This window comes from Nonomuraea basaltis, from assembly GCF_005893125.1.
GTDB lineage: Bacteria > Actinomycetota > Actinomycetes > Streptosporangiales > Streptosporangiaceae > Nonomuraea > Nonomuraea basaltis.
The window spans coordinates 1-10,517 of sequence record NZ_VCJS01000330.1 but is presented as its reverse complement, the minus strand read 5'-3'; the positions used below and the strand labels follow the sequence as shown (position 1 = coordinate 10,517).

The window sequence follows — 10,517 nt, the reverse complement described above, 5'->3', positions numbered from 1 at the left end:
CTCGGCACCGCCGCGCTCGGGCTGCTGGGTCCGGTGACGAGCGTGGCGGCCAACGCGGTCAGCTTCCTCCTCTCGGCCGCGGGGATCCGCGCCATCGGCGGGCGGGAGCCACGTCCCGCGCGAACCGCCGCACCGCCCCGGCCTGGAGCCGGCGACCTGCTGGAGGGATGGCGGTACATCCTCGCCAGCCCGGCGCTGCGCCCGTTGTTCTTCAACACTGTCCTGGTCAGCGGCCTGGATACTGCCGTCACTCCGCACCGTGTTGACCACGCTCAGGCCGTGATCGAGCGGCACCAGCTCCGCAAATGCGGCGATAGCGGCCACGGATCAGCCTTCTCTCTGATGCGTCTTCTGGGCCTGTCTGTTGATGTTGCGAGCGGCGTCCAGAAACTAGTTGGGGGTGGCCTGGATGGCGCGATGGTATCGGTCGGCGAGTCGTTGTAGGTGGTCGGCGAGTTGTGGTGCGTCCACGATGTCGAAGTCGACCTCGATCGCGCCGAGAAGGAAGGTGAGCCCGCGAGGGCTGTCGGCGCCGATATGCAACAGGCAGGTGAGGTGGTCTATGGGTTCGATGCGGCCGTAGGTGGCCGCTGCGTGGGCCGTGTCGGATGCAGCTGGGGTGTGGAGCCGTATGGTCGCTTGGTATGGCCACATCTGGGCGACGCTGCGTGCGACGTAGGTTGCGGGGTCGCCGCTGGGCAGGTCGCGTGGTGTGAAGCGCGGGCCGGTGAGGGCTTGGGGGCGGATGCGGTCCGCCCGAAAGGTGCGCCAGTCCTCGCGGTCGCAGTCCCAGGCGACCAGGTACCACCGGGAGCCCCAGGTCACGAGTGTGTGTGGCTCGGTGAGGCGGACGCTGTAGGTGCCGTTGTGGCCGCAGTAGTCGAACCGTAGACGGTGGTGGTCTCGACAGGCAGCACCGACGGTGCTGAGGACCTCGGGGTCTACTGCGGATGCGGGGAATGGTGTGCGTACCGCAGACGGCTGCACGGCGGTGACCCGGTGGCGCAGCCGCGAGGGGAGGACCTGTTCAAGTTTGAGCAGGGCGCGAACCGCTGTCTCGCCGATGCCGGCGACGCCGCTGACGGTCGCCATGCGTAGCGCGATGGCGGTGGCGACCGCTTCGTCGTCGTCGAGCAGCAGCGGCGGGAGTTGGGCGCCGGGGCCGAGCTGATAGCCGCCGGCGATGCCCTTGACGGCGTTGACCGGGTAGTCGAGGTCGCGCAGCTTGTCCACGTCGCGGCGCACAGTGCGGGTGCTGACGCCGAGCTGGTCGGCGAGTTCGTACCCGGACCATTCGCGGCGGGTCTGCAGCAGCGCCAGCAGTCGCAGCAGGCGAGCGGACGTTTCCTTCATGCCACAGAAGTTTGCCAGCACTATAGGACAGAAGGTGTCCGCTAGTGGTTCTAGCGTTGTGTTCATGAGCGAAGCGATCACCCCGTTCCGGATCGACATTCCCCAGGCCGACCTGGATGACCTGCGCAACCGCCTGTCGACCGCGCGTTGGCCGAGCGATTTGCCCGGCGTCGGGTGGACCCGAGGCGTGCCCCTGACCTACCTGCGGGACTTGGCCGAGTACTGGCGCATCTCGTACGACTGGCGCAAGCACGAGGCGAGGCTGAATGAGATCCGGCAGTTCACCACCGACATCGACGGGCAGAACGTGCACTTTCTGCATGTGCGCTCACCGCAGCCGGACGCGCTGCCGCTGATCCTCACCCACGGCTGGCCGGGCTCGGTGGTGGAGTTTCTCAACGTTATTGGCCCGCTGACCGATCCCGCCGCGCACGGTGGCGACCCCACCGATGCCTTCCACCTGGTCATCCCTTCGCTGCCCGGGTTCGCGTTTTCCGGGCCGACCCGCCAGACCGGATGGAACACCGGCCGGGTCGCGGCGGCGTGGGCGCAGTTGATGAGCCGGCTCGGCTATGAGCGTTACGGCGCCCAGGGTGGCGACCTTGGGGCGTTCGTCGCTCCGGAGTTGGGCCGCGCCGCCGCTGGCCGGGTCGTCGGCGTGCACGTCAACGCGGCCACCTTCGGGTTCATCCCGTTCGGGAAGGTCTCCGACGAGGAGCGGGCCGCCCTCACCGACGCCGAGCAGGCACGACTGGGACGGCTTAAGGAATTCATGGACGACCAGAGCGGCTACTTCAAGCTCTCGGCCACGCGGCCCCAGACCCTGGCGTACGCCCTCACCGATTCGCCCGTCGGCCAGCTCGCCTGGAACGTCGAGAAGTTCAAGGAGTGGACCTTCCCCGCCGCTCATCTACCCGAGGCCGCCGTCGACCGTGACCTACTCCTGACCAACGTGATGCTGTACTGGCTCACCGGTACGGCCGGGTCCGCCGCACAGATGTACTACGAGAACATGCACGCCAATAGCTGGCACACCGAGCCCGCCACAACGCCGACGGGTGTCGCGGTGTTCGCCCAGGATCTGCCCATTCGTCGTTACGCCGAATACGGCAACAACGTCACCCACTGGTCGGAGTTCGACCGCGGTGGCCACTTCGCAGCCATGGAAGTACCCGACCTGCTCACCGCCGACATCCGAGCATTCTTCCGGCCGTTGCGCTAGCTTCGGGTGTGTCGGGCGGCATCATCCCGTGCCCCGAACCGCTGAGCGTGATCCTGGTCAGTGCCCGCGCGACACTGGACAGGTTCCGGTGCCCAGGCCACAGCCCGCTGATCGCATGGTTGCCGGTCTTGTCCGCGGCCGTGGTGACCGTCCTCGGCCTGGCCATGACGATCAATGGGGTGACCGGGCTCACAGTCCAGTGCTGCATCAGCCTGGCTCTGCCCTCTTCAGTCTGGGCCGGAGCTATCCGTGCGACGACTTGACCGGCGCCATTAAGTCGTAGAAGTCCTTCCAGACACCCGGGAAGCTCGGCGGGCCGGCGACCTTGGCCCTGATCACGACCACTTCGACGTCGGTCGGCGGCAGCTCCCCGCCTTCTGGGCGAGGCGTACTGCGGCGTCGGTCTGCGCTTCGACCGCGCCAAGGGCCTCGATGCGACCATCCGCAAGGCCATGGAGATCAACGACGTCGCCGTCGTCTTCGACTTCTGCGGGAACCAGCAGGAGATGGTCTGGCCGATGCTCGCGGCCGAAGCGTCCAACGACGACATCCGCATCGCCCGCGACACCGCTCCGACCTGGGACACCGGCCACCGAACCAACCGTAGATCCCGTCAAACCAGTGGGGCGGCGGCCACCCGATCTGGGCGGCCGCCGCCAGGGGCAGTGCCTGCGTGTCAGCGGCTGTCGGGGAACCAAGCGATCCGCTGGTTGGCGGTGAACCCGTACACGTCCGAGTACGTAAGCCGCGAGTTACCGGAGTCCACTCCGGCGTCCACCGCCGGTCCGAGGTCGTTGAAGATGTGGCGGAAGCCGCCCTTCGTGAAGCCACCACCCGGTACCGGGAAGGTGATCGAGCCTGCGGTCACACGTGCCGCCCAGTACAGGAACAGCACGAGCTGGACGACCTGGTGGACGCTGGACTGGCTGGCCAATTCACCCGTGCTGACAGCCGTACATGAGCTCATGCAAGCGTTGGCCAACGACGCCGGGCCGATACGCCCGACCGTGCTCGGGGAGTGGCGAGGCCTCATCGAGTTGCTAGACGGCGTCATGCAGCAGGCCCATGCCCGCCAGGAGGATCATCCCGAGCCGGGCGAGCACGACGGGTGGCTACCGCAGCACACGTTCGCCGAGAACGACGGGCAACGATCCTGACGATCGCTGCCGCCGCCATGGTGGCCCGGCCCCAGGCGCGCGTGGGATTCCGAGCCCTGGGTGAAGGCGACGCAGATGGCGACGTTCACCCCGCGACCGTTGTCGCCAGAGTGTCCTTCCAGGTCAGCCCCATCTCTGCCACCTTCCCCTCCTTGAGCGTCCGCGCGGGAAGCAAGTGCGGCCAGTGCCCTTGGTCCCTGCTGCCGGGGACGTTCGCCGGTGTTCCCAGCCGTGTTCGAGCGCGCACGATGTGCTTGTCCTGGTACGTGGAGGTGAACCGATCATGTTCGGTGGACGGATGATCATGGAGGCATCGGCCCTCGAAATGGAGCTGCTGGCTCTGAAGAGGCGGGTGGACGGTTTGGAGGAGCAGGTGCGCACGCTGACGGCCGCGAACCTCGCCCTCGTCCGAAGCGTGGATAACCTGCACCGCACCTCGGCCAGTGCCGCGCTCGGCAATTGAGGGCCGCAGGCGCGGTTTGTGTCGGGTGGCGCCCGTAAATGCTGCGGCGGAAGATGGAGTACGTCCACGCCTGGTAGGCGGCACCACACGTTCGTCAGGCGAGTAACTCGAGCATGAACGCCGCTGCCAGCGCGGGAGGGCATGGCCACGCGGCAGCGCAGGAGACGCAGGCGTGCCCGGAGTCGGCCAGGTGTGTGTCAAGCGCACCAGCGGCGCGGACGAAGTACGTCTCGCTCAGCGGGTCTGTTTCGGTGCGCGTCGTACCCAGGAGAACGGCCATGTCGATCACCCTTGTGCACTCATGATTTCGTCCTGACCTCACTTTCTCTCCGGCAGTTCATGCGCGCCGGAGGAGAAGGGCCCTCAACCGTGTGACCTAAGTCATACGGTGAACGACGAGACCGACCGTCACTACGGCCGCCATTGCCCTGTTCGCCAACTGCTCCGTGGGCTCCACGCTGACCATTGGCCTGCCCCGAAGTCGGGACCAACGTCGGCGATGATCGGGCCCTTCGCCTCGAGCCCAGCGACCTCGCTTGGACGAATCCTTGAAACGACGAGAGAACTCATTAGGAGAGCAGGAGACATGACCGTCACCAAGGAAGAGGTCAAGGTACGCGGCGCGGAACTCGCCGACAAGATCAAGACCGTGATTCACGAGGGCAATGTCCGCCGGATCATCGTCAAGGACCCCCACGACCACACCGTGATGGAGATCCCTGTGACCGTCGGTGTCGTGGCTTTCATCGCCGCTCCCGTCGTGACCGCCGCGGCCGCGCTGGCCGCCGTCGCGGCCGAATGGACCATCCAGATCGACCGCGACCCCCAGCCCGAGCAGGAACTCCTCAAGCTTGAAGACCATCAGGCGAGCTAGGACGTGGATCCGGTCACCCGGTGTCTCCCCTCATCCCGGGCCGTCACCTGTGTGACCGGCTGCATGCCACGGATCAAACACACCGGTGAATCGCCCCGGGTTCGGTGGAGACTTTGGTCTCCATCGAAGTCGGGGCGCTTCACCGGCCGCCCATCTCCGTGGCTCCCAGACCGGCGCGCCAGCGCATGCGCAGGCCAAACGTCGGTCTCGAGCGACCTTGGTCCCACCTGCTGCTGTCGTTCGGGCCGAAATCCGCGAACTCAAGGACATTCGCCGCTGTTGCCCGGCCGCGGCGGCGTTCACGCTGGAATCAGGAGCACTCACAGGGAAAGAGATGATCACCAATGCTCCCGATTCGCCCCCTCATCGCCATCGCGATGGTCGCCTCGGCCGCAGGACTGCCGGCCGTACCCGCACAGGCCACCCGGCAGGCTGTCACCCCCACGCTGGTGGGCATCCGGGCCACGCACCACTACGGACTGGACCGGCTGGTCTTCGAGTTCCGCGGCCGGGTGCCGACCCAGCGGGACGTCCGCTACGTGCCCAAACTGATCGCCGACGGCTCCGGCCAGACCGTCAACGCGGTCGGTAGCGCTCTGCTCCAGGTGCGCTTCGGCCAGGCCGACGGCCACGATCGCCGTGGCAACGTCACCTATGGGCCCACCCGCAGGACCTACGCACTGCCCGGAGTCATCCAGGTGGTCAACACCGGCGACTTCGAGGCCACGCTGACCTTCGGAGTCGGGCTCGCCAAGCGGATCCCGTACCGGGTCTACACGCTCACCCGGCCGAGCCGCGTCGTCGTCGACATCGCCACGCGCTACCGGACAATGCCGGTACGCGACTACTTCCTCAACACCGCGAACTACAACGTCGGCCGCAAGCCGTACACCACCGCCGTTCAGCGGCCGGTCATTCCACCGTCCACCGCGTACGGAGCGTTGCAGCGGCTGTTCGCCGGCCCCACCCAGGCCGAGAAAGCGGAGGGACTGCGCTTCGTCAGCTCCAAGGCCAGCGGCTTCAGCAAGCTGACGGTCAGGAACGGGATCGCCAGGGTCTACCTGACCGGGCGTGTCACCAGCGGAGGATCGACGTTCACCATCGCCGACGAGATCAAGCCGACGCTCAAGCAGTTCCCGTCGATCAAGTGGGTGAAGATCTACGACGCGGCAGGACGGACCGAACGCCCGACCGGCCCGTCAGACTCCATCCCGCAGTCGCTGGAGCCGTGAGCCCATCAAGCCCCGCTGCCACCGTCGAGCCGACACCACGCCATACGCTCTCGGTTCAACGTCAGCGTGCCGCAAAGCGGGGGATCGTCGACGCCGTCGCCAGTCATTCGACGAACTCACTTCATGGGTGTCGGCCTCGGCAGGCACGCCTCCAGCACGGGCTCCGGTGTGGTTCTCACTCGAGGATCTCGGACAAGGGGCGGCGCATCGAGCTCTTGTCATCGAAGGTGATGCCGAGCCGCATGATCATCTGCGGGTATTCGCCCGAGCACAGCTCGAGCCGCAGGAACTCGCGCAGCAGATCCATCTCCAGCACCTGGGTGTGGAAGGCGGCGCTGACACCATATGCCGAAGCCTCCAGCAGCACATGCTGCAGCGCCTGACCGGCGTCGATCCACTCCTGGCGGCCGTCTCCCCGCGTGGTGAGCAGCGCCACGACACCTACGGCCGTCGCGGCCCGCTCATCAGCCTCGCTGCCCCAGTCGTGCTGCCAGGCGTAGTCCCGCTGCGGGAAGTCCGGCGCGGTACGCGACGGCCGGCGCGGATAGCCCTGGGCCGGCACCCCGTCCGTACGCGTGCTGTCGGGAGCACGCGCCCACCGGATCACCTCCAGGCTGAACCGCAGATCCTGCGCCTGAACGCCCTGAGCGGCCTGGGTGAGCGCGGCGATCACTCGAACCGCCTCCGGCGAACGGACGGGAGTCAGTTTGGCACCCTCGTCCATGGCGGCGAGGACCAGGCGCTCGATCAACCTGTCCGGCACCGGCACGTCGGCGAAGCCGGCCCGGTGGGTGCGCCGGCGTTCGAACTCATCGGCCAGCGCCCTGGTGGACTCGTCGGGCCGCACTTCGGCACCCGGCCGGAGCGTGGCCAGCAACGAAGGACGATCCGGGTCCGGCAACGTGCGCACCACCGGCTCGAAGCCCGCGCACCGCATCGCCGTACGCATGGTGAACAGAGCCGCGCCGCAACTGATCAGCAGCTCACGACCGGAGGGGTCGCCGACCCGAAGCTTCCTGTCGGTGTCGGCTCGCAAAGCGAGCTCCTGCTCGGACATCGCGAACGTCCACGGCTGGGTGTTGTGTACGGACGGCGCCCAGCGCGCGGCCTCCACCGCGGCCTCCAGCGCGTGCTTGGCAGAAACGACGGTCATGACCGCCACCTCCCCCCAGAGGGTCATATACCCAGCGCATCATGCCCCTCACGGCGTGGTCAGGGCCGAAGGTCCCATGCTGCCAGGGACGTCCGTCCTCCATGACGCGGGAGATCCGAGGTCTTTCGGCCCTGCCGGAGACGTGTGGACATGCGGGAGTGCGCGAGTCGGGAGGTGTGTCATGTCGCTTGCGTTCGATAGCGATCTCGCGCTACGGAGACTGGTGGTGGCGGCCGGTCAGGCGCCGTCGGTGCACAACACCCAGCCGTGGCGGTTCAGGGTTCCAGACGGTGAGTTGATCGAGCTGTTCGCCGATCTTGACAGGCGGCTGCGGGTGGGCGATCCGCGCGGTCGCAATCAGCTGGTCAGCTGCGGTGCCGCGCTGTTCAACCTGCGTCTGGCGGTGCGTACAGGAGGGCGGCGGCCGATGGTGTGGCTACTGCCGAACCCGGAGGAGGAGCCCGAACTACTGGCCGCCGTGCGCATGGGAGCGGCCCTGCCGGCCTCGGCCGAGCAGCTTGAGCTGTACAACATGATCCCGATCCGGCGCACCAGCCGCCGGCCCTACTTCACCCGTACGTTGCCGCCCGCGGTACTGGTCGAGCTGCGGCTGGCGGCTTCCCGTGAGGGCGCCAGGCTCGTCCCGCTCGACCGGCACCGCGCGGCCGACACGCTGGAGCACGCCGCCCTCGCCGAGGACGAGCTCTCCCGCGATCACGCCTACCTGGCCGAGCTGGCCGCCTGGACGATGCCGCGCGCCCGGCACGACGGCGTGCCGGGCTACACGCTCGGGCCGCCGCGAAGATCGTCCGGGACGCCGCGGTGGCGGCGGGCGCACCGCAGCACTGCGTGCAGTGGATCGACGAGGAGCCGTCGCTGACCGCCACGCGCGCGCTGATGCACCACGACGGGGTGGCCACGATCCTGGCGACGGTCGGCACCGGCATGGTGCGGGCGGCGTACTCGGCGGGCAAGCCGGCGCTCGGCGTCGGCGCGGGCAACGTGCCCGCCTACATCGAGCAGTCGGCCGACCTGCGGCAGGCGGTCAACGACATCGTGCTGTCGAAGGCGTTCGACAGCGGCATGATCTGCGCCTCCGAGCAGGCGGCGATCATCGACGCGGCGGTGTACGAGGACGCGCTGGCCGAGTTCGGCGCGCTGCACGCCTACCGGGCCAATGCCGAGGAGAAGCGGAAGCTGGAGGAGTTCCTGTTCGGCGTCACCGCATCCGGCGAGTCGTGCTCGCAGGCCAGGCTCAACCCGAAATTGCCGCGCAGGACCAGCACTTTCTTCCGCATGGAAATCACCCTTCCGCCTGACCTGCCTGCGGTTTCTGCGGTACCCCCAGGTGTATCGGTGAGTTCTGGCATGTCAACGGCGTTCATGAGCGCCTGGAGCTCCGGTGGTGGCGGAGTGCCCGGTGTTGTAGGCGATGTCGTCGACGTGGAATTCGACGTAGCTGAACCGTCCTTCGGGAGCAGGGGCGTGCCATCGGGCTTCGCCGGTGACCGCGGCCCGCCTGCCGTGCAGGTGCCGGAAGGCGCGGATCGGGGTGGACCAGCGTTGTCGCGTGAAGGTTTTCCCGTCGGCGGACGCGCGCAGCCGGTCGTCGGAGATGAAGTCGACAAGCTCGTGGCGGGCGTTGAAGATCAGGTCGGCCGTCACGGTGTGGGCCCCCGAGGTGAACGCGCCACGGACCCGCAGATCGTCCACGGCGGACCAGCGGATCGGCGCGTCGATCAACGCCGCCGGCGCCAACACCACGAGGTCGTTGAACAGCGTCACAGTCTCGGCGCGATCCGCGTCCGGGCCGGACGCGTCGACGATCCTCACCAGCGAGAGCGCCTTCACACGCATGGTGGCCGAGCCGGCGTCGAAGACGTGCAGCACGTCGACCGGCAGCCCGGACTTGGAGGCCGTGATGAAGAACAGCCGCTGTGGCGTCGCACCGAATGTGTTGAGCTGCTTGCCGGTGAAGCTCATCCACGCCTCGTCGGGGCCACTGCGGATACGGCCGTGGATGTCGGCGTAGAAGTCTGTGACCCGCGGCTTGCCCATGGCGCCGGAGGCGCGTACGTAATCGGCTACCGGCTCCGGCAGCCCGGCCAGATCCGCCTCGGTCACAGGGCCACCGCTCTCACGCGGCTGGGCAAGCGCACGCTCGGCACGCCGATGCCACTCGGCCTCCAGGCTGACCGGCCCGCTCGAGACGAACCCATAGCCGGCGGCGAGGAGCAGGACGACGTTGGCGAGCGTGCCGGCTTTGGCATCGCCCCACGACATGACGATCATCGTCTGCGACACCACCGCGGCCACGGCGGCCACCAGCCACCACCAACGGAGTCCGGCCGCCATGACGCCGGTGGCCGTGACGACGAGGACCGCGGCCACCAGCCACGCGATGCCGCCGGCGAGACCGATCGGCTCCTTGAGCTCAGAGACCTGTGCCCAGCCGAACCCCTTGGCCGCGCCCATCAGGTGGATGATGCCGTGAACGAAGATCAATACGATGACCGCCCAACGAACCACCGTACCCATGCGAACCACACCCCTCAGTCGGCGAACGTGGACAGCGGCGTCCGTCCGGACGGCCGCGCAAGCGTGGCCGCATCCGGCCCGCGCGACCCTAACCGGGTGATCCGCTATCACACCGTCATGGTCAACCCAACGCGCAGGCGCGGGGCAGGGCCGCAAGTCCGCCGATCAGGAGGCGAAAGACTCTGCCGTGTCCACTGGCAATCGAGCCGTTTTTCGCCGGTGGCAGAGACGCCCGGCGTTACGACCGGCGTGGTCCGAGGCCCCTTCCTCGACCAGGAAGCGAACGACCGCGTCACCCGCCACGACAGACAGGTCTTTGCCCCAAACAGCGCCCTGTGGGCGGCTGCGCTGGCCGAGGGCTGACCAACGACTGTCCTGCTCGGGACTTCCGTCCCTTATTCCCGGATCGTTCGGGAGATGTGATGAAAGCGACCACCAAGGAGGTAGGCATGCGTATGACCGTCGCGGACGTGATGACGGACAAGGTCGTCTCCGTCACCGCCGCCACCCCATTCAAAGACATCG

At 67.8% G+C, this 10,517-nt stretch carries 13 protein-coding genes and 2 pseudogenes; 8 read left to right on the top strand and 7 right to left on the bottom strand.

What is annotated here, in order from left to right; all coding sequences use genetic code 11:
* Nucleotides 1–444, top strand: a pseudogene (locus tag EJK15_RS75850) (hypothetical protein); the annotation flags it as partial.
* On the opposite strand, the gene EJK15_RS63735 reads toward EJK15_RS75850, so the two are convergent.
* Nucleotides 391–1,353, bottom strand: coding sequence for a helix-turn-helix transcriptional regulator (locus EJK15_RS63735; protein WP_138719995.1), 963 nt, complete (start codon nucleotides 1,351–1,353; stop codon nucleotides 391–393). The pseudogene EJK15_RS75850 and the gene EJK15_RS63735 sit on opposite strands and share 54 nt — an antisense overlap.
* Nucleotides 1,354–1,417: 64 nt before the next feature.
* On the opposite strand from EJK15_RS63735, the gene EJK15_RS63730 reads away from it, so the two are divergent.
* Nucleotides 1,418–2,575 carry an epoxide hydrolase family protein gene (locus EJK15_RS63730; RefSeq protein ID WP_138719994.1) on the top strand — a complete coding sequence of 386 codons (1,158 nt, stop codon included), beginning with the start codon at nucleotides 1,418–1,420 and terminating at the stop codon, nucleotides 2,573–2,575.
* A 335-nt stretch (nucleotides 2,576–2,910) separates the two neighbouring features.
* On the opposite strand, the gene EJK15_RS63725 is transcribed toward EJK15_RS63730, so the two are convergent.
* Both EJK15_RS63725 and EJK15_RS63720 read right to left on the bottom strand, forming a co-directional pair.
* Nucleotides 2,911–3,168, bottom strand: a complete 258-nt coding sequence (locus EJK15_RS63725; protein ID WP_138719993.1) for a hypothetical protein — start codon at nucleotides 3,166–3,168, stop codon at nucleotides 2,911–2,913.
* Between the two features lie 83 nt (nucleotides 3,169–3,251).
* Complete coding sequence (locus EJK15_RS63720; RefSeq protein WP_138719992.1) at nucleotides 3,252–3,509, bottom strand: hypothetical protein; 258 nt, start codon at nucleotides 3,507–3,509, stop codon at nucleotides 3,252–3,254.
* A 31-nt stretch (nucleotides 3,510–3,540) separates the two neighbouring features.
* Here EJK15_RS63720 and EJK15_RS63715 point away from each other — a divergent pair, with 31 nt between their 5' ends.
* Nucleotides 3,541–3,732, top strand: a complete 192-nt coding sequence (locus EJK15_RS63715; RefSeq protein ID WP_138719991.1) for a hypothetical protein — start codon at nucleotides 3,541–3,543, stop codon at nucleotides 3,730–3,732.
* A gap of 283 nt (nucleotides 3,733–4,015) precedes the next feature.
* The gene (locus EJK15_RS63710) at nucleotides 4,016–4,195 is read left to right on the top strand and encodes a hypothetical protein (RefSeq protein ID WP_138719990.1); all 180 of its coding nucleotides are present in this window, start codon (nucleotides 4,016–4,018) and stop codon (nucleotides 4,193–4,195) included.
* Between the two features lie 94 nt (nucleotides 4,196–4,289).
* Here the strand turns inward: EJK15_RS63710 and EJK15_RS63705 are convergent, their stop codons facing one another.
* A complete protein-coding gene (locus tag EJK15_RS63705) occupies nucleotides 4,290–4,475 on the bottom strand; it encodes a hypothetical protein (protein WP_138719989.1) in 186 nt (61 codons plus the stop codon).
* A 306-nt stretch (nucleotides 4,476–4,781) separates the two neighbouring features.
* Here EJK15_RS63705 and EJK15_RS63700 point away from each other — a divergent pair, with 306 nt between their 5' ends.
* Both EJK15_RS63700 and EJK15_RS63695 read left to right on the top strand, forming a co-directional pair.
* The gene (locus EJK15_RS63700; protein ID WP_138719988.1) at nucleotides 4,782–5,069 is read left to right on the top strand and encodes a DUF4342 domain-containing protein; all 288 of its coding nucleotides are present in this window, start codon (nucleotides 4,782–4,784) and stop codon (nucleotides 5,067–5,069) included.
* Between the two features lie 344 nt (nucleotides 5,070–5,413).
* A complete protein-coding gene (locus EJK15_RS63695; protein WP_138719987.1) occupies nucleotides 5,414–6,301 on the top strand; it encodes a GerMN domain-containing protein in 888 nt (295 codons plus the stop codon).
* Nucleotides 6,302–6,476: 175 nt separating this feature from the next.
* On the opposite strand, the gene EJK15_RS63690 is transcribed toward EJK15_RS63695, so the two are convergent.
* Nucleotides 6,477–7,454 carry an Acg family FMN-binding oxidoreductase gene (locus tag EJK15_RS63690; RefSeq protein ID WP_138719986.1) on the bottom strand — a complete coding sequence of 326 codons (978 nt, stop codon included), beginning with the start codon at nucleotides 7,452–7,454 and terminating at the stop codon, nucleotides 6,477–6,479.
* 181 nt (nucleotides 7,455–7,635) lie between these two features.
* Between EJK15_RS63690 and EJK15_RS75845 the strand changes: the two genes are divergently transcribed.
* A complete protein-coding gene (locus EJK15_RS75845) occupies nucleotides 7,636–8,334 on the top strand; it encodes a hypothetical protein (protein WP_240778010.1) in 699 nt (232 codons plus the stop codon).
* Nucleotides 8,277–8,549 (top strand): annotated as a pseudogene (locus EJK15_RS78240) (bifunctional acetaldehyde-CoA/alcohol dehydrogenase); the annotation flags it as partial. The gene EJK15_RS75845 and the pseudogene EJK15_RS78240, both read left to right, overlap by 58 nt.
* A 71-nt stretch (nucleotides 8,550–8,620) precedes the next feature.
* Here the strand turns inward: EJK15_RS78240 and EJK15_RS76950 are convergent.
* Entirely contained in the window at nucleotides 8,621–8,752 is a 132-nt protein-coding gene (locus tag EJK15_RS76950; protein ID WP_276615587.1) for a hypothetical protein, read from the bottom strand.
* A 73-nt stretch (nucleotides 8,753–8,825) separates the two neighbouring features.
* The gene (locus EJK15_RS75835) at nucleotides 8,826–9,992 is read right to left on the bottom strand and encodes a DUF6544 family protein (protein ID WP_240778009.1); all 1,167 of its coding nucleotides are present in this window, start codon (nucleotides 9,990–9,992) and stop codon (nucleotides 8,826–8,828) included.
* Nucleotides 9,993–10,517: the final 525 nt, after the last annotated feature.